Genomic DNA, 18,225 nt, shown 5'->3' with positions numbered 1-18,225 from the left:
TGATAAAACAGTGACCAAAAAACGACTGTTGTTATGGTGCACTAAAAGTTAGCTAATAGATTACAATCATTTTATTTTTTACATAAAATGACTGGCAATAAGTGCTTGTCCTAATGCAATTCCACCATCACCAGATGGCAATATCATAGGGGTTAATACCTTTTTATTGTTTAATTTTTGCTTAAACAGATCCTTAAGTAAGATATTATTGAATACCCCTCCTGTTAAAACAATAGTATCAATCTGATGTTCTTGCGCAGCTTGCAGAGCAATATCACCCAAACTTTCGGCTAATAAATAGTGAAATAACCAAGCCTTCTCACTGGTATTCAATGTGATGCTTTCCCATTGTGACCAGAAAATGGACAAATCAACATGCTTATCTTTTACAGGCATTAAATGTCCATATTGCTTGATGATATCAGTATACCGATCTACGTGACACTGTAACGCAGCGCTTTGTAAGTAGCATGCCGCTTCGCCTTCCCAGCTTATTTGTTTAGGTGATAATCCCAAAGAGCAAGCAACTGCGTCAAATAATCGTCCACAAGATGATGCTAGCGGTGAATTTAAACCACGAGCCACTGCCTTACTCAAAATCTGTAACTCAGTGAGCGGAATTGCTTGGGTGATAACACTACCTTGCCAATCTTTTGTAAAAGTAGCTAAATGTGCGAACCAATTTCGCCAAGGCTGTATTGAAGCTAAATTTCCTCCCGGCATAGCAACCGCAGGTAGCCCGCCAATACGTTGGGATTTTTTATAATCCACCAGCAAACACTCGCCTCCCCATAAAGAGCCATCTTGTCCATACCCTAAACCATCAAGGGCTATACCAATTACTGCGCCTTGTTGCTGTGTATGTCCATGCTCTGCTAAACAAGAGACAATATGTGCATGGTGATGGGGAACTTCTATAACAGGAATATGTTGCTGTTCAGCTAGCTGTTTACCTATTTGATGGCTGATATAATTAGGATGAGCATCAATGGCAATCGCTTTGGGCGTAAAACGATAGATCTGTTGAAACAGCGTGAGCGATTTCAGTAATTGTTGCCTCACACTTAAATCATCTAAATCACCTAAATGCGGCCCCATAATAGCTTGGTGCTCTTTTAAGAGACAAAACACATTTTTCAGATCCCCTCCTAAAGCCAAAATTGCAGGTTGTGCATCAAAAGTGGTTGGCAATGCGATAGCATCTGGTACATAACCCCGTGAACGGCGGATCATCACACACTGATCATCTTCAATACGCACTAATGAATCGTCCGCTCTTTGTATAATCTCCCTATTATGCATTAGAAATAATTCTGCAATATCACCAAGCTGATTTAACGCCTCTTCATTGGTTAATGCAGGAGTGTGTCCCGTGGCATTACCAGAGGTCATGACTAATGGAATTTGTGTTTCATGTGCGAGAAGATGTTGCAAAGGATTAGCTGGTAACATAACACCTACTTCTGTTAATCCAGGTGCAATCAGTTCACTTAATGAAATAGGGGCGATTTCTTTAGGAATAAGTACGATAGGTGCTGCGGTACTGGTTAATGTTTCTATCACTTTTGAGTAAAACTCGGCATTATCGTCCGGTTTTTGGAGCTGCTCAATCCCGGTTAACATCACCGCAAGTGGTTTGGCTGGACGATGTTTACGCGCTCTTAAACGCGCAACACTTTCACTATTGCGTGCGTCACAGACTAAATGAAAGCCACCAATGCCTTTTACAGCAACAATTTTTCCCGCTAATAACGCCTGACAAGCTTGCGTTAATGCCCGCTCTTTTATTGCAAGTTGTTGCCCTTGATGATCTGCCAACCAAATATGAGGTCCACAGACAGGACAGGCATTAGGTTGTGCATGAAAACGTCTATCTGCGGGATCTTGATATTCATGTTGGCAAGTCGGACAAAATGGAAATGCAGACATAGAGGTAAAAGGCCTGTCGTAAGGCATTTTTTTTATAATAGTAAAACGGGGACCGCAATGGGTGCAGTTTATAAAAGGATAGTGATAACGACGATTTTGTGGATCAAACAACTCATCAATACAAGCCTGACAAGTCGCTGCATCAGGTACAACTTGTGTATCCATTTCTCCACCACCACTTTTTACAATAGTAAAGTCCGTGGGGAGTTGCTCCCATTGATAAGGTGTTTGTTCAATACGTTCAATGCGTGCAAGAGGAGGACATTGAGCCGTTAATGCATTAATAAAGTGTTGATTTTGCGGTGATAATGTTAAGTGTATCAATACTCCTAAGCTATCATTACTCACCTGCCCTAATAAACCAAAATGATGTGCTAATTGCCAAACAAAGGGGCGAAAGCCAACACCTTGAACCTTTCCTTTCACACGCAATGTAATGCCGTTACTCATAGGATCACCAAATCAAAATAAGTTTAAGCTTATTCTAGTTTAGTGATTATTAACAACTTTCATTTAGATCAGAAAAAGTAGAGTTTGCTACATTTATCGTCACCTCAACCGCCACTCGCGGTGCAATAGCGCACAGTAATTCATAACCAATAGTGCCACAAGCCAGTGCAACTTCATCAACCGGTAATTGATTTCCCCATAGCTCAACAGGGCTTCCATGTTCAACATCCGGCAAATCGGTTACATCAATAGTAAGCATATCCATCGAAATACGCCCAACTAATTGTGTTTTATGTCCTTTAACGATAACAGGTGTACCATCTGGGGCATGCCTTGGATAACCATCAGCATAACCACAAGCGACAACAGCAATTCTCATATCACGTTGTGCGGTATATCGGCTACCATAACCAATTTGTTCACCTTTTTTTACTGACTGAATAGCTAATACTTCACTGTTAAAGGTCATCACAGGTTGCAAATCAAAATCAGCAATATCTTGCCACACCCCAGAGGGGGATACACCATATAAAATAATACCGGGACGAACCCATGAATGATGGGTTTGTGGTTCAAATAAAATAGCCGCAGAATTGGCTAAACAGCGCGGTAAATCATTTACCATTGAGCTATCAATAATCTGTTTTTGTGTCGCCATATTCAGCCCTGTATCAGCATTGGCAAAATGGGACATTTGTACAATAGAGCCAATATTAGTTATGCGTTTTGCTCTTTGTATAGCTTGCTGATAGTTTTCTGGTCGGTAACCTAACCGATTCATGCCACTATTGAGTTTCAGATAAATATTGATAGGCCGCTCTAATTGCGCTTGCTCAATGGCTTCAAATTGCCAATCAGCATGCACAACCGTTGTTAATGAATAACGCTCTAATAAATACACATCATCTGGTTTGAAAAAACCTTCAAGCAAAAGAATGGGGCCTACCCATCCTTGCTCTCTTAGCATAATTGCTTTATCTAATTCAATTAAGGCAAAACCATCGGTATGACTTAATGCAGGCCAAACACAAGAAAGACCATGTCCATAAGCATCAGCTTTAACCACTGACCATACTTTACTTCCCTGCGCTTTCGATTTGATCACCGAAAGATTATGACTCAGCGCATCTAAATTTATGCTAATTTTGGCAGGTCTGGACATCGTCTCTCCTTAATTAATAAACAGCGTCAAGTTTTTGCCCTGGACGGAGCAATTTAGTATTAAATCCATCGATATAACGGAACACGGAGAGATCATCTGCAGCAATTGCCGTTTTATTACCTGATATTAAATCAGCTAACAGCTGTCCTGAGCCACATGCCATCGTCCATCCTAATGTACCATGCCCCGTATTTAGGGATAAATTACGATATGCGGTTGGCCCAACTATCGGTGTACCATCTGGCGTCATTGGCCTTAAGCCTGTCCAGAATGTGGCTTTACCGATATCACCACCACCCTCATAGAGATCTTGAACAACCATTTTGAGCGTTTCACAACGTGATTTTAAAATATTCAAATTAAAACCTACCACTTCCGCCATACCGCCCACACGAATGCGATTATCAAAGCGAGTCACCGCAATCTTATATGTTTCATCTAAAATAGTGGATGTTGGTGCTCTGCTTGCATCAATAATAGGCATGGTTAATGAATAGCCTTTTAAAGGATAAACCGGAATTGTGATTTTGTTTTTCAAAAATTCAGTCGAGTACGATCCCATGGCGACAACATAGTGATCTGCGGTTAATAAACCATCATGGCATTGTACACCGGTGACTTTATCACCATCAAAAAGTAGGTGTTTTATTTCTTTATTAAATAAGAAGGTAACCCCGGCCTCTTCAGCCATTTTAGCCAGTTTCTTAGTAAAGATTTGGCAATCACCCGTTTCATCATTAGGAAGACGTAATCCCCCGGTAAGTTTATGACTCACATGCTCTAAAGCGGGTTCTGCTGATTTTAGTTGCTCGGCTGTTAGCAGTTCATAAGCCACACCTTCTTGCTTTAATACAGCGATATCATTAGCGGCATTATCAAATTGTTTTTGATCACGAAATAGCTGTAACGTTCCCCCTTGGCGTCCTTCGTATTCAATACCGGTATCTTGGCGTAATTGACGGATACAATCACGACTATACTCAGCAATACGCACCATACGACTCTTATTCATCGCATAATGAGAAGCATCACAATTACGTAGCATTTGCCACATCCAGCGTAATTGGAACAGTGAGCCATCAGGTCGGATCGCTAAAGGTGCATGTTTTTGAAACATCCATTTTACTGCTTTTAATGGAATACCCGGGGCACCCCAAGGTGTTGCATAACCCGGAGATATTTGCCCTGCATTACCTGCACTCGTCTCTTCTGCCGCACTACTTTGCCTATCGACAACAATGACTTCATGCCCTTGTTGTACTAAGTACCACGCACTTGTTACACCAATAACGCCGCCACCTAAGATGATCACTTTCATGGCTAGACTCCAAATAATTTACATTGATATAACATAAGAATAATATTCCATACACAAAAAGTCAGCACAGAATAATCATCTAGCACCACAAAAAAGCAAATTTTAGAGTCAAATCACATTTAATTAGTAATAACAGTGTTAGTTTTGCAGAGCAATTATTAATTCTATTTAAAAATCAATTTGATAGAGTATTTGGCGCTTTTTATAAAAATAATACATAAATATATTATTCAAATATAAATTAAATAAGCCAATAAAAACCCATCATGCTATTTTTATGAAAAACCAAAAAAATCATTATTATCAGAATATAATATCAAGATGAGATATGTTTCAAATTTTTTTTACTAAAAATAGCCAAATTAAAGTATCACCTAAAAATGACTGGTTAAACTAGGCTTGCTGTTTTTAATCTACTACTTTAATAGCAAATAGCAGCAATCATACTTTTGTTACCATCATTTTCTAGATAGCAAATATAAAATCTGAATGATCAGAGTGCTTAGGAGTTTCAATAAAATATTCTAAATTATTACATTGTAATTTTTCGTTACCTACACAGTTACTTAAAGCTATTTTATTTTAAAGAAAATGGATATTATAAAATATCATTTTATGAATATTATTAATATAATAATTCAATTCTATTTTTAATTGTGCTACCATTAAAAATAGAAAAATGAATTTAGAGATAAAGATAGAATGAAAAAATTCGATATAGATAACATATTGAAAAACTTATCTACCGAAGATGTAGAGAGAATAAATAAAACTTATAATGACCAAACTAATAAAGAAGAAAGTTTCAATGAATGGTTTTTTAATACATTTATATTTGATCGCTTCCTGTTTGAAGGATTGTTTATTTCAAGTGTTATAATTTTCATTCTTATAATTATGTCCGAATCCACACCCCACCTATTTTATTCATTCTTAATGTTAGTTTTTTTTTACATTACCATGAGTTTTGTCATCACTGTTTATGATTGTGTTACGAATAAAATATCACTTATTTTATTTTTTAGAGTAAAAAGAATTGCTGTAATGACCTACTTAATGGAAAAATGATCTATTTATAATTGCGAAAATCGAAAAAAAATAAGCTAAATTATTGAGTATTCTCACTAGATGACTCATCGTTCTTATATTTTTTTAATATTAGAATAAGTTTCCCTGCATTGTAGCTGAGCGTAGTAAGTAATAGAGGTTTACTTTGAATGCTAAATTTCCGCTTAAAATCTAATGTACTCCAACGAAACAAACGAACACCTTTACTGGTAAACAAACGATCAAAATATGTCGCTCTATAAGTTCTCCCCGCCATGGTAACAGGTAAATGAATAATACGATTAGGAGAATCATATTTAGCAAAAGCAGCAAATCCATTATATAAACTGACAGTCATATCAATAATATCATAACCTATTTCTCCATGACTCTCGTTCATACCTAAAAATCTTAGTCCCTTTTCAATATTCTCTTTTACTGGGTCTCCACCAAAATTAACCCCACCCTCAGTAAATTCATACACTATATCTGATATACCTTCAATAAACTTACCGCCACCTAGTGTTATACCAATAATTCCAGCTCCTTGCATTTCTTTACTTCTAATTTTACGACCAATCTTAAATGTTAAATATCCAAAAGTACTTTGTATTCCTCCTCCTATAATAGTTTGACTGCTTTTTAAGTAAAAATAGTATCCCGTTCCAGAAAAAGTTTTAGTCAGCTCATAGGTTTCTTTACTCCTCTTCCTTAATTGTGAATAAGCAGACATTTCAGTTTCATACTCAACTTCTATTTCATTAAGATATTGCATTATATCTGGCAGGAAACCTACTCCAAATGCTTCTCTTACTGTATCTCTCAGATTCTGCGTTCTATTATATCTTTCTCTGTGGTTATATATGGCCCGATAGAAATCAGCTCGAATTAGCCTCACTACTTCTGCTATTTCACTCCTATAGCCTTGTTTACAATAATCATCTTTAAGAAGATATTTAGCTGATATTTCTGATAATTTCTTTATATCACTGGCATATCTTTCAAATTTTTCTTCAAAAGTAAAAAACATTAAATTATCCTTTCATCCCAAATACTATAAGAACTGGTTCCTGCAGTTACATGTTCCCATGTTATTGACTTGAAACGTATTGATAATGACTCTTCAGGTTGAACCTCATTATGTGTTATAGAATTAGGATAAAAACAGCTAATATTTACGATTGATGCATCTGTTAGTTTTATTTTATAGTATAATTCTATCCCACCTTTATCTGATGTTCTATAAAAAGAAAATTCACATGTTAATAACTCATTAGAAACTAATGATTGAGATAATAATGGAGAAGCCTTATCTATCGTCTTACGTATATCTACGGGTTGAAAACTTACATTTTGATGCATCGATAAATTCGATGAAAACTCATAAACTAGAATTTCATCCTCATGCCCTGATTGATACTTATTACCAATAGAATCAAATGAAGAACATCCTTTTGAGATCAAACCTTGATTATTTCCCTTTATATTTAAGTAAATAATATTTGCCAATTTTATATCTCCACTTGTAGAAATACGATAATAAGTTACTTAAAAAGATTCAACTAAGTAAATTGAATCTTTTTAAGATGAAAAACTAATAAAATATTATATTCTATACTATAAAAGATGTAAATTATATTTAACTATTTTAGTGCGTTGTGAATTATATAAATATTTGCATTATGCTCAAACAGAACTATTCCTATAAATAATCTATTTATATTGCGTAATTATCATATTTATCAAAATATCATTAGCAAATTGTTACTTTTTAAATATCCCAATAAAACTTCAAACACCTATCCTCAGTAGAGTAATTGCTGATGCATGAATAAAAAATCAGCACTGGATCAATAAGATCCAATGCTGATGTTAAGACGGGATAAACGCGATGAATTAACGTTTTACTTCTTCTAAGTCACTAGGTAGTGGCGATTGGAGCTCATGCCAAATAATGCCACTCTCTTTTCCGTATTGGCGAACGCAATCCATAACGTGCTCAGTATCTTTTTGTTCACATAGCAACGCCAATTTTTTATAAAATGATAGCGCCAACTCTTTCGCCTGAATATTAGAGAAATAATAACGCCCTACACGGGTATATAATCCCTTAAGTCCGTTTAAGATCAATCCATAAATAGGATTACCGCTGGCAAATGCCAAACCACGGAAAATGTTATAGTCCAACTCACTAAACTCATCAGCACTATTTTCAGTCGTTAGTTGATGAGTCAGCACTTCTAGGGATTTTTCTGGATTATTTTTAAATGCCGTGCGAATAAAAATTGCTGAGATATTCGTTCTTACGGCTAATAAATTATCGATTAATTGTGGCACGCGATCATGATCAAGACGCGCGACAGTTTCAAGAATATTAAGACCTGACGTTTCCCAAAAGTTATTCACTTTGGTTGGTTTTCCATGCTGGATAGTTAACCAACCATCACGAGCTAAACGTTGTAAAACCTCTCTCAATGTCGTTCTTGTCACACCAATTAATTCGGAAAGCTCACGTTCTGCGGGCAGAATAGAACCTGGTGGAAAACGGTTGTTCCAAATACTTTCAACAATGTACTCTTCCGCAAAACCTGCGGGGCTTTGAGCCTTAATAACCATATTTTTATTTCTTCCGAAGCGTTTTTTCTGCTAATAATAGAAAAGATAATATCAGAATGCTTAATTTTGATATAGCTCAACCATCGCTAAATAGTGAATGGCATCATAAAACATGACACTATTTTATCAATTTATTATTTACGAATACGCTTAATTTCACAGCGATTAGAGCGTATTATGACTAGATTGCGCATTTTAGGCGCCTAAAATCTCTATTCGGAGGATAAAAAACATAATGGATATGAGTATAAGACAAGCATTACTGAAAAATTTCATGGGGAACTCCCCTGATTGGTATAAGCTTGCTATTATTACTTTTTTAATCATCAACCCACTGATTTTTTTCTTTGTTGACCCTTTCATTGCTGGCTGGCTACTCGTTGTTGAGTTTATCTTCACTTTAGCCATGGCATTAAAATGTTATCCGCTACAACCAGGGGGATTACTTGCTATTGAGGCCGTCATTATTGGTATGACAACGCCGAAGCAAATAGGTCATGAAATAGCCAACAACCTTGAAGTCATTTTATTGCTGGTCTTTATGGTTGCGGGTATTTATTTTATGAAGCAATTACTTCTATTTGCTTTTACAAAATTACTCCTCTCTATTCGATCTAAACGCTTATTATCATTAGCATTCTGTTTTGCTAGTGCCTTTTTATCTGCTTTTTTAGATGCTTTAACCGTGATTGCCGTGGTGATCAGTGTTTCTTTAGGCTTCTATTCCATCTACCATAACTTTGCTTCTAACCAAGCTGATGCAGAGTTAAGCAATGATGGCTTTATTGATAGCACAGAGAAAAAACAGACCTTAGAACAATTCCGTGCTTTCTTACGTAGCTTAATGATGCATGCCGGTGTTGGTACAGCATTAGGTGGTGTGATGACGATGGTTGGTGAGCCACAAAACTTGATCATTGCAAAACACTTAGAATGGGATTTTGTCACCTTCTTTATCAGGATGTCACCCGTTACTATTCCCGTTTTCTTTGCTGGACTTGCAGTATGTTATTTGGTTGAGCGCTTTAAGCTGTTTGGTTATGGTGCCGAGCTACCTGAATTAGTGCGTAAAGTTCTCACTGACTACGATAAAAAGAACAGTGAAAAACGAACTCAACAAGAAAAAGCCCAGTTATTAATCCAAGCATTAATTGGTATTTGGTTAATTGTTGCACTGGCCTTACACCTTGCTGAGGTTGGTATTATTGGTCTTTCTGTTATTATCTTAGCCACCACTTTCTGTGGTATCACTGAAGAGCACGCTTTAGGTAAAGCTTTTGAAGAAGCACTGCCTTTCACCGCATTACTTACGGTATTCTTCTCCGTTGTTGCCGTGATTATTGATCAACAGCTATTTGGTCCTATTATTCAATTTGTTCTACAGGCATCAGAATCTTCACAACTGTCACTCTTTTATCTCTTTAATGGCCTACTTTCTGCCATTTCAGATAATGTATTTGTGGGTACGGTCTATATCAGTGAAGCATTAAGCGCATTGCAAGAAGGATTAATTAGCCAATCTCAATATGAACATATTGGTGTCGCAATTAATACTGGGACTAACTTACCGTCAGTGGCAACGCCAAACGGACAAGCGGCTTTCTTATTCTTATTAACTTCTGCATTATCCCCGCTGATCCGCTTATCTTATGGACGTATGGTGATGATGGCACTTCCTTATACCATCGTTATGACACTGTTAGGATTACTGGCTGTAGAATTCTGGCTCGTGCCTATGACACATTGGTTATATGAAATTGGCTTAATCGCTATTCCATAAAAAACCATCATGAAATGAGTATTTTTTAGGGCTTTTAATGTTTAAAAGCCCTATTTTTTCATAAAAACACCTATTAATGTAAATATTTGTGAAATAAGAGATTTTACCTTTTTTTTAGTCTAGTTTTTAGGCAGAATAACAACTTATTTCAATATTATCATGGACATTGTTATGTTGAGTGCTCTTCGTCACTGGTCACAAAGTCGTTTTTCATGGTTACTGCTGGCATTAACGGCAATTGGTCTTGAAGGTGCGGCATTGTATTTTCAGTACGGAATGGAATTAATGCCTTGTGTGATGTGTGTTTATCAGCGCATTGCTGTATTAGGGATCTTAGTTGCCGCATTAATTGGTTTTTCTTCGCCAAAACTGACACTAATGCGCATGGCGGGTAGTTTTTTATGGCTTTATGCCTCATACCGCGGTATTGAGCTAGCTTGGGAACATACGCAACTTATTCTTAATCCATCACCTTTTGCAACTTGTGATTTCTTTGTTACCTTGCCTTCTTGGTTTGCATTGCAAGATTGGTTCCCTGCCGTATTCCAAGCATCAGGGGATTGTTCTGTTAGCCAATGGCGGTTCTTGTCATTAGAAATGCCACAATGGATGTTAATTATCTTTTCTGCTTATTTTATTGTTGGTTTATTAGTATTAATCAGCCAAGTCACCTCTTCTTTTTCCAAAAAAGACTAACATACGCTACTGTTAGCTATAGAAAGATAGAGCGCAGATAAATTATTATCATCACAAAAATAGGCGCTTAATCAGACATTAAGCGCCTATTTTTCTAATTATCATTTATTTATGCATATCCCCAAGCGTATTAACCTGGAATACAGGCACCATCAATCAACGCTTGTTCACTACAACGTTTACCATTAGCAAATTGACAAACGGGTGTTTGACCGCCGTGTAATTCATAAGTTAACGCAGGCACTCCACCAGAAAATATACAGGTCTCTTTTGCTGGTTCCTCTAAAGGAATAGAAGGTGTGGTCGCTATCGTTTTATTGCTATTAATCACTTGAGCGGTGGTATTTTGTGCTTGTTTAGATTGACTACAACCAGTAAGCAACGCAAAGCTGGTCAACATCAACAAAAAATACGTTGCTTTCATTTTTCTTTGCATTATAAAAACACCTAAATTATCTCTGTTATCTCTGATTAGTGTGAGGTGCTATTGGAAAGTAAGTTAATCACTAAGACGCCGGCAATAATTAATGTCATACCGACGATGGCGGGTAAATCGAGTTTTTGTTGATAGACAAAAACAGCCGCAACAGAAACTAAAACAATACCTAATCCGCTCCAAATTGCATATGCAATACCCAGTGGCATGACTTTCACAACCTGAGATAGCGCCCAAAAAGAAAAACAATACCCCACCACGACGACAATAGATGGATATAATCGACTAAAGCCATCGGATGCTTTTAACACCGTTGTTGCAATAACTTCAGATATAATGGCTAATATTAGGTAAGTTAATCCATTCATTTCTTCGCCCTACTAAGATCCAAATTCAATTTTGTGAATTCTATCACAAGATATTTCTGTGATATCTATTTTAGAACAACAAAAAAGGCATCTATTCAGCGCAATAGATGCCTTAAAATGCTATTTATAGATTTTGTTTAATGGAGCCGGTTTTTTTCGCGAGGTTTGCCTCCCATCGCAACACGATAACGGGTAAAAATAAAGCCACACCACGCTAGTGCAATAATACTTAAGGCTGTTCCTGCATAGCCGATATTTGGCATTCCCGCGTGCAATATTACTTGATTACCTAACAAAGCCCCTGCCCCAATACCGATATTAAAGATACCTGAGTAGATCGACATGGCGATATCTGTTGCATCAGGTGCTAAGTCAATCACTTTAACCTGCAATCCTAACGCAATACACATAAAGCCTATCCCCCAAAAGATGATTAAGGCAATAAATGTGAGTGTATGTTGGCTACTCATCATCAGCGTACTTAAGCATACGGTTAAGAGAATAAGTGCAAAGAATAAGAATGAGGTTGGCATTTTGGTACTATAGCGACTAAATAACACACTCCCCAAAATTCCTGCACCGCCAAAAATCAGTAATACAATAGTGGCAAAATTTTCATCTAATTTTGCAATATCAATAACAAAAGGCTCAATATAACTATAAGCAGTAAAATGAGCGGTTACTGCGATCACCGTTAGTAAGAAAATACCCACTAATGGTGCTCGTTTTAGCAATATTGGAACACTTTTTAACGAGCCGGAATGTTCACTAGGTAATAAAGGTAAATAGCGCATTAAAGCAAGCATGGTTATCAGCGCCAGTACACCTATACCCAAAAAGGTAGCTCGCCATCCTAACCATTGTCCAACCACCCTTCCCAGAGGTAAACCCAGCACGGTAGCTAGTGCAACACCGGTTGCTAATAAACTTAATGCTTGTGCTTTTTTACCATGGGGTGCCATTCTTATTGCTAATGAGGCAGTAATCGACCAAAAAACAGCATGAGCAAAAGCGACTCCAACCCGACCTACAATTAGCGAATTAAAATCCCATGCCACGCCAGATAAGACATGGCTTAGAATAAATACAATAAACAAAATAATCAGTAGCTTACGTCGCTCTACTTTGCTGGTCATTATCATTAATGGCAAAGACATTAGGGCAACAACCCAAGCATAAATAGTGATCATCAACCCTGTTTGAGCCGGCACCATGGCAAAACTTTCAGAAATATTACTTAACAATGCAACAGGTACAAACTCTGTCGTATTAAATACGAAAGCAGCAAATGATAGAATAATTACCCTGATCCACGCTGTTTTACGGCTTACTTCATTAACGCTATTGGGTGTAGTGATATTCATAATTGTTTAAATACTTTTCAGTGAATTTTATAAATAGATAAAAGATACTTATGTACTACTGCCAGTGAATTTCATAAAAAGAAGCGCAAATACCCATCGTTATATTTTATAACATCTAAATAGAATAGATAATAAAGTGTGTTTTATAAAGCGATAAGTAAAGATAAAAACAAACTAATGAATAGAAAAACATCTGACTAAAACGAATCAGCCTATTATGTTAGCATAGGCATAACGCTAAATTAAATCCCTACATTGGCTTCTTTTTAACGTTAACATTTTATTTAGATCGCAAAAGGGAGATTGGCAAGGAAAAATAGCGTTACTGAATCACATTTTTATTAATAAAAAATGATAACCATTTCATGCTATTATAAATAGATCTTCACGGGCTTATTGTTGCAGTTAGTCTAATAATAGAGAGTCTATATTATAAAAATAAAGAGAATAACTATACAGTAGCTTAATACTTATGGATTAATTCTGTCTATAAATTGAATAGCTTGCTCACAGGCAAAGCTTTGGGCTGGAGATGAGCTATCATTAAGGCTATTTTTAATAGCAAAAATTTGCTCAATTGATGACCGAGGAAGTAACAAACTACCTTCCGCTAGTGCTTTTTCAACACTGTCTAATTTAGACACGAGTTGATTACAACTTTCACTGTTTTCTAATGATTGATAACGTGCCATGACATCATCACGCTTACCTTTGACAAAAGAAAACATATCGTTGATTTGTGTTGAGGAGTTTTCAATAACATTACGGCTATTATTCCAAGCAGCAACGGTATCTTCTTTAAATACAGAAACAACTAGGATTGCAACAAAAATAGCAATCATAATAGTCAATGATATAATTCCTCCTGCAATAATAATTATTTGTTTCATGAAAGCCCCCGCATCACTAATCACCTTTATATCTATATATAATTAAAGTCATTCATATTCAATATTGATTACAATTCTTTTTAATTTTTACATTTTATTACGCAGACATGTAGCCCTATTGGCATAAGAAATAATTTATTATTATAATTTAAATATTGTTAAGTTATTATACTTAAATTCTGATTTTAATTATTATTTGGACATGCGTTAAAAATAAGATTTATCGCAAGTATATCTGGTTTTCATTATAGCTATTATAACAATTATTTATTCAAGTCTATTGATAATACTTTATAAGATAAAATGTCATTAAAAGTAAAGTATTCTAAACTTTTAGTTGTAACCTTGACCTTCCCCTAAGGGGGATCTTTAGAATAAGAATAATTCATACAATATAAAGGGAACACTGATGAAAAAAGTTTTACCTATCGCCATCGTTTTAATGGGTTCACTCTCTTTTGGTGCAATAGCCAATAATTCACATATGAATATGAGTACTAATGTGGTACAGAGTAACTCTCCTATGAACCAAGAGCTCATGGATTCAATGAATAAAATGCATGAAAATATGGCAAAAGGAATGAATAGTGATAATGCAGATGTTGCATTTGCGCAGGGAATGATCGCTCACCATTTGGGAGCAATTGATATGGCAAAAATCGAGCTAAAGTATGGTACTGATCCTGAAATGCGCAAATTAGCACAAGCTATTATTGATGCACAAGGCCCTGAAATTGAACAAATGAAAAAATGGTTAGAAAAAAATAATACCAATATGCAAAATAACTAATATTTGAAACGCAGGCGTTCTATTAAGGAAAGTCTGCGTTTTCTTACATTGCCATGTCATTAACCTGTAACTATTAACGAAATAACGGCATTATATTTTCTCTATTTAACGTTATTGCACTATTAAACATAACTATACCTAAAAATATAAACAATATTCCTGCTAATAGACGTAGTAACTCCGCCATATACCTAAAAGATAAGTTAGTATTTTTTACCGAAAACCGATAAGCAACATTTCGCATATAATAAACTGTTAATGCAATTGCAGTAATGGTTAAAGCCGTTCCTATTGCCATTGCAATGACAGCCGCTATTCCCCAAAGATAGATATTTAATGCATAAGAAAATAACAATACTAACAATGCGCCAGAGCAAGGGCGGCTGCCAATAGCGAATAGTACCAACAATTGTGCTGACCAATTCCCTTGTAATTCATTGGAAGTCACCACATGTTTATGACCACAACATGATGTTTGTGAGATGGTTTGGTTGCTTTTATGTTTATAGAGATATCTAGATCGCTTGATGATAGGTGTTGCCTGTTTAATATAAAAAGCACGCTTTTTATAGTCTGACAATAAACGACGAATAGACTGGATAAAAATAATAATGCCAGATAATGAAATTAATAAATAGCTACTATTTTTAATGTAATGGCTTGCTATTTTTAAATGAGAGCTTGATAGGTTTAATATTATTAATATAACAGTAATGATAACTATGGCAACTGTACCTTGTAGCAATGAAGCAAGGACACTTAACCACGCACTTTGTTTTAATTTGGTCGGGTGAGTAGCAATATAAGTACTAATAATGACTTTTCCATGCCCAGGGCCAACAGCATGCAGTAACCCATACAAAAAACTAACACCTATTAATATAAAGCCTACTTGCCAATTATTTTCGCTAATATCTTGCATTAATTCTGCAAGATAGCTATTGATAACTTTTTGCCATTGAACATTAAAATAAGTTAGTTCAGACCAATAATAAGCAATCAATAACAAACAACTGGCTATCACTGTGAGTAAGCTAATTAGTAATCCCCTTTCCTTCGTTATATTTATTGGCATAATACTTGTACTCGTTGTGTAAAAGAGAGCCCTAAATTTAAATCACTATCAGCAGAGCCATTGATATCTAATGATTGTGCATATTCTTTTAAACTTTCATCAGCAAAAGGTTCAATCAGTTTGTGTTTACAATCAGCGATCATTTCTAAAGGCAATATGATCTGTGTATTGTCACGATAGGTCATGCTGACATAAAAAGTGGGATCATAAGTTAAAAGTTCAAAATGATGTTTAGCGAATGGCAATGGGGTGATAAATAGCACATCAAAGCTAAACTTCACCTGTAACTTCTCTTTTATAAGAGTGTAATGGCTTGGTATACGACGAAACTTTTGTTTTTTCCCATCCATATAAAACTCGGAAAAATAGTTCTGAGACAATATATTGCTCATTAATCTCGCCGCCTGTTTTTTCCAAATATCACTTTCTGGTTGCGCATTATATATATCGTACAGAATATCCATTGAGGTTATCGGATCCATAACCCAAGAAAAAGTTAATCCAATTAACTTATCATCTTGTGTATTAAAAGTTGTTTGCATATCAATAAAGCTATGAGGATGTGCTAAAACTTTTGGTGTAGTCATCAATAAAAAGAAAGACATCAATATCGAAACTGCTCGCCAAGAGAAATTTTTAAAATTAACTATCCACATAAACAAAACCACCCATGATATTTTGTTATAATATAACATCACGGATTTGTAAAATGATAGTCATTTTATGAAATTATTCTAGGTGTGTTATAACTTGGTTTAGTGAAAGCGAGGTGTTTAGAAAGCAAAAAGCCACCCTATTGGGTGGCTTAGTATTTTTAACTTACTAAAGTAACTAAAGTAGTAGTAAAGTTTTATATGGTGCCCAGGGCGGGACTTGAACCCGCACAGCCTAGAGGCCGAGGGATTTTAAATCCCTTGTGTCTACCGATTTCACCACCTGGGCTAAATTGTATTTATTTATTTTTGGTACTTATTTATTAGTTAAGTACATAATAAATAAACTTAAATCATTTTTTTGTTTTAACTTTATGTAGCTAATAACAATATTTATTACGCTAAAACTACTTTTCCTATACCAACCATCAGCGTTGTGGTTAGAAGAAAAAACGGACCTAAATTAAGGTCCGTATTTTATATGGTGCCCAGGGCGGGACTTGAACCCGCACAGCCTAAAGGCCGAGGGATTTTAAATCCCTTGTGTCTACCGATTTCACCACCTGGGCTAAATTCTGTGGTGCGTCCGTAAAATTATAACTAATTTTTACTGGTAAGGACGACTAACTATTTCCCAATGCCATTATTTATGGTCTTTTTACACCACTCTCTCAATTAGGAGTGGTGCCCAGGGCGGGACTTGAACCCGCACAGCCTAAAGGCCGAGGGATTTTAAATCCCTTGTGTCTACCGATTTCACCACCTGGGCATTTATGGAGGCGCGTCCCGGAATCGAACCGAGGTACACGGATTTGCAATCCGCTGCATGACCACTCTGCCAACGCGCCTCAACTGCTCAATCTCTTAAGAGATTGGAGCGGGAAACGAGACTCGAACTCGCGACCCCAACCTTGGCAAGGTTGTGCTCTACCAACTGAGCTATTCCCGCTTTACCGAACTTGCTGATTTACTTATTTATTTCTGTAAACCGTTGTGCCTTTCGATGCGTTGCATTCTACTGATTTCCTGAATCTAGTCAACACTATATTTGCATCTTTTTGACTGTTCGGTGAATTTTCAGTCATTTCGATCAAGCTTCACGCAAATCTGACCATGCAGCACTCAAATATTGGAACATGGACCAGAATGTTAATACCGTCGCAATGTATAACAATACAAATCCGAACCACTCAGCTTCAATAGTCGGACGCCATAATAGCACAACAAGTGCACCCATTTGTGCGGTAGTCTTCACTTTTCCAATCCAAGAAACTGCCACACTATTACGTTTACCTAATTCAGCCATCCATTCTCTTAGTGATGAGATGATAATTTCACGTGCGATCATGGTCGCTGCCGGTAAAGTGATCCACCATACATGATAGTGTTCAGTAATTAATACTAATGCTGTAGCAACCATTACCTTATCCGCAACCGGATCAAGGAAAGCCCCAAAGCGAGTGGTTTGTTTCCAACGGCGGGCTAAAAAACCGTCAAACCAGTCTGTGGCGGCTGCTACCATAAAAATAATGGCACAAATAAGGGGAGCATCTTTAAATGGTAAATAAAACACCAGAACAAAGAATGGAATTAAAGCGACACGAAATAAAGTTAGCCAAGTTGGAATATTTAGTTGCATAGCGTTCTACAC

General features: G+C 36.3%; 16 protein-coding genes and 5 tRNA genes. 3 read left to right on the top strand and 18 right to left on the bottom strand.

Annotated elements, in window-relative coordinates:
* Positions 1–78 precede the first annotated feature (78 nt).
* From hypF to fadR, 6 genes are all read right to left on the bottom strand, one after another.
* Complete coding sequence (gene hypF / locus AACV00_RS15205) at positions 79–2,379, bottom strand: carbamoyltransferase HypF (RefSeq protein WP_161680349.1); 2,301 nt, start codon at positions 2,377–2,379, stop codon at positions 79–81.
* 49 nt (positions 2,380–2,428) lie between these two features.
* Entirely contained in the window at positions 2,429–3,541 is a 1,113-nt protein-coding gene (alr, locus tag AACV00_RS15200; protein WP_071425673.1) for an alanine racemase, read from the bottom strand.
* A 13-nt stretch (positions 3,542–3,554) separates the two neighbouring features.
* Positions 3,555–4,859: a D-amino acid dehydrogenase gene (locus tag AACV00_RS15195; RefSeq protein WP_020945774.1), complete on the bottom strand. Its 1,305-nt coding sequence runs from the start codon at positions 4,857–4,859 to the stop codon at positions 3,555–3,557.
* Positions 4,860–5,967: 1,108 nt separating this feature from the next.
* On the bottom strand, positions 5,968–6,936 hold the full coding sequence (locus AACV00_RS15190; protein ID WP_036895131.1) for a DUF4225 domain-containing protein: 969 nt from the start codon (positions 6,934–6,936) through the stop codon (positions 5,968–5,970).
* Entirely contained in the window at positions 6,936–7,415 is a 480-nt protein-coding gene (locus AACV00_RS15185; RefSeq protein WP_036895132.1) for an Hcp family type VI secretion system effector, read from the bottom strand. Before AACV00_RS15185 ends, AACV00_RS15190 begins: the two co-directional genes overlap by 1 nt.
* 387 nt (positions 7,416–7,802) lie before the next feature.
* Positions 7,803–8,522, bottom strand: a complete 720-nt coding sequence (gene fadR / locus AACV00_RS15180) for a fatty acid metabolism transcriptional regulator FadR (RefSeq protein ID WP_046334962.1) — start codon at positions 8,520–8,522, stop codon at positions 7,803–7,805.
* Between the two features lie 235 nt (positions 8,523–8,757).
* On the opposite strand from fadR, the gene nhaB reads away from it, so the two are divergent.
* Complete coding sequence (gene nhaB / locus AACV00_RS15175) at positions 8,758–10,302, top strand: sodium/proton antiporter NhaB (protein WP_004243275.1); 1,545 nt, start codon at positions 8,758–8,760, stop codon at positions 10,300–10,302.
* Between the two features lie 171 nt (positions 10,303–10,473).
* On the top strand, positions 10,474–10,998 hold the full coding sequence (dsbB, locus tag AACV00_RS15170) for a disulfide bond formation protein DsbB (protein ID WP_004248244.1): 525 nt from the start codon (positions 10,474–10,476) through the stop codon (positions 10,996–10,998).
* Between the two features lie 130 nt (positions 10,999–11,128).
* On the opposite strand, the gene AACV00_RS15165 is transcribed toward dsbB, so the two are convergent.
* The 4 genes from AACV00_RS15165 to AACV00_RS15150 all read right to left on the bottom strand — a co-directional run bounded on the left by AACV00_RS15165 (position 11,129) and on the right by AACV00_RS15150 (position 14,056).
* On the bottom strand, positions 11,129–11,434 hold the full coding sequence (locus AACV00_RS15165; protein WP_004248246.1) for a putative hemolysin: 306 nt from the start codon (positions 11,432–11,434) through the stop codon (positions 11,129–11,131).
* A gap of 35 nt (positions 11,435–11,469) precedes the next feature.
* A complete protein-coding gene (locus AACV00_RS15160; RefSeq protein WP_004243278.1) occupies positions 11,470–11,802 on the bottom strand; it encodes an SMR family transporter in 333 nt (110 codons plus the stop codon).
* Between the two features lie 137 nt (positions 11,803–11,939).
* Positions 11,940–13,166 (bottom strand): sugar transporter, encoded by a 1,227-nt coding sequence (locus AACV00_RS15155; protein ID WP_004248248.1) that lies wholly within the window; start codon positions 13,164–13,166, stop codon positions 11,940–11,942.
* Positions 13,167–13,636: 470 nt separating this feature from the next.
* On the bottom strand, positions 13,637–14,056 hold the full coding sequence (locus AACV00_RS15150; protein WP_135050041.1) for a hypothetical protein: 420 nt from the start codon (positions 14,054–14,056) through the stop codon (positions 13,637–13,639).
* A gap of 409 nt (positions 14,057–14,465) precedes the next feature.
* Here AACV00_RS15150 and copM point away from each other — a divergent pair, with 409 nt between their 5' ends.
* Positions 14,466–14,846: a CopM family metallochaperone gene (copM, locus tag AACV00_RS15145; RefSeq protein WP_161680351.1), complete on the top strand. Its 381-nt coding sequence runs from the start codon at positions 14,466–14,468 to the stop codon at positions 14,844–14,846.
* Between the two features lie 73 nt (positions 14,847–14,919).
* Here copM and AACV00_RS15140 read toward each other — a convergent pair whose 3' ends face one another.
* The 8 genes from AACV00_RS15140 to pgsA form a co-directional block, all read right to left on the bottom strand.
* Complete coding sequence (locus AACV00_RS15140) at positions 14,920–15,921, bottom strand: nickel/cobalt transporter (RefSeq protein WP_113976618.1); 1,002 nt, start codon at positions 15,919–15,921, stop codon at positions 14,920–14,922.
* Positions 15,912–16,577, bottom strand: a complete 666-nt coding sequence (locus tag AACV00_RS15135) for a DUF1007 family protein (RefSeq protein WP_036907901.1) — start codon at positions 16,575–16,577, stop codon at positions 15,912–15,914. The genes AACV00_RS15140 and AACV00_RS15135 overlap by 10 nt, the downstream gene beginning before the upstream one ends.
* Positions 16,578–16,776: 199 nt before the next feature.
* A tRNA-Leu gene (locus AACV00_RS15130) sits at positions 16,777–16,863 on the bottom strand.
* A gap of 193 nt (positions 16,864–17,056) precedes the next feature.
* A tRNA-Leu gene (locus AACV00_RS15125) sits at positions 17,057–17,143 on the bottom strand.
* A 113-nt stretch (positions 17,144–17,256) separates the two neighbouring features.
* A tRNA-Leu gene (locus AACV00_RS15120) sits at positions 17,257–17,343 on the bottom strand.
* Between the two features lie 5 nt (positions 17,344–17,348).
* Positions 17,349–17,422, bottom strand: a tRNA-Cys gene (locus AACV00_RS15115).
* A 25-nt stretch (positions 17,423–17,447) separates the two neighbouring features.
* Positions 17,448–17,523: transfer RNA gene (locus tag AACV00_RS15110), tRNA-Gly, on the bottom strand.
* Between the two features lie 141 nt (positions 17,524–17,664).
* On the bottom strand, positions 17,665–18,213 hold the full coding sequence (gene pgsA, locus AACV00_RS15105) for a CDP-diacylglycerol--glycerol-3-phosphate 3-phosphatidyltransferase (protein WP_004243285.1): 549 nt from the start codon (positions 18,211–18,213) through the stop codon (positions 17,665–17,667).
* Between the last annotated feature and the right edge of the window lie 12 nt (positions 18,214–18,225).

It is taken from the genome of Proteus sp. G3927, assembly GCF_963894685.1.
GTDB classification, from domain to species: Bacteria; Pseudomonadota; Gammaproteobacteria; order Enterobacterales; family Enterobacteriaceae; genus Proteus; species Proteus mirabilis.
Note: the sequence above shows the minus strand (reverse complement) of the source record. Positions and strands in the feature narration are given on the sequence as shown.

Bases quoted from the DNA above. Each gene is read 5' to 3' on its own strand.
- hypF (WP_161680349.1), bottom strand. From the start codon at position 2,379: ATGAGTAACGGCATTACATTGCGTGTGAAAGGAAAGGTTCAAGGTGTT.
- alr (WP_071425673.1), bottom strand. From the start codon at position 3,541: ATGTCCAGACCTGCCAAAATTAGCATAAATTTAGATGCGCTGAGTCAT.
- AACV00_RS15195 (WP_020945774.1), bottom strand. From the start codon at position 4,859: ATGAAAGTGATCATCTTAGGTGGCGGCGTTATTGGTGTAACAAGTGCG.
- AACV00_RS15190 (WP_036895131.1), bottom strand. From the start codon at position 6,936: ATGTTTTTTACTTTTGAAGAAAAATTTGAAAGATATGCCAGTGATATA.
- fadR (WP_046334962.1), bottom strand. From the start codon at position 8,522: ATGGTTATTAAGGCTCAAAGCCCCGCAGGTTTTGCGGAAGAGTACATT.
- nhaB (WP_004243275.1), top strand. From the start codon at position 8,758: ATGGATATGAGTATAAGACAAGCATTACTGAAAAATTTCATGGGGAAC.
- dsbB (WP_004248244.1), top strand. From the start codon at position 10,474: ATGTTGAGTGCTCTTCGTCACTGGTCACAAAGTCGTTTTTCATGGTTA.
- AACV00_RS15165 (WP_004248246.1), bottom strand. From the start codon at position 11,434: ATGCAAAGAAAAATGAAAGCAACGTATTTTTTGTTGATGTTGACCAGC.
- AACV00_RS15160 (WP_004243278.1), bottom strand. From the start codon at position 11,802: ATGAATGGATTAACTTACCTAATATTAGCCATTATATCTGAAGTTATT.
- AACV00_RS15155 (WP_004248248.1), bottom strand. From the start codon at position 13,166: ATGAATATCACTACACCCAATAGCGTTAATGAAGTAAGCCGTAAAACA.
- AACV00_RS15150 (WP_135050041.1), bottom strand. From the start codon at position 14,056: ATGAAACAAATAATTATTATTGCAGGAGGAATTATATCATTGACTATT.
- copM (WP_161680351.1), top strand. From the start codon at position 14,466: ATGAAAAAAGTTTTACCTATCGCCATCGTTTTAATGGGTTCACTCTCT.
- AACV00_RS15140 (WP_113976618.1), bottom strand. From the start codon at position 15,921: ATGCCAATAAATATAACGAAGGAAAGGGGATTACTAATTAGCTTACTC.
- AACV00_RS15135 (WP_036907901.1), bottom strand. From the start codon at position 16,577: ATGTGGATAGTTAATTTTAAAAATTTCTCTTGGCGAGCAGTTTCGATA.
- pgsA (WP_004243285.1), bottom strand. From the start codon at position 18,213: ATGCAACTAAATATTCCAACTTGGCTAACTTTATTTCGTGTCGCTTTA.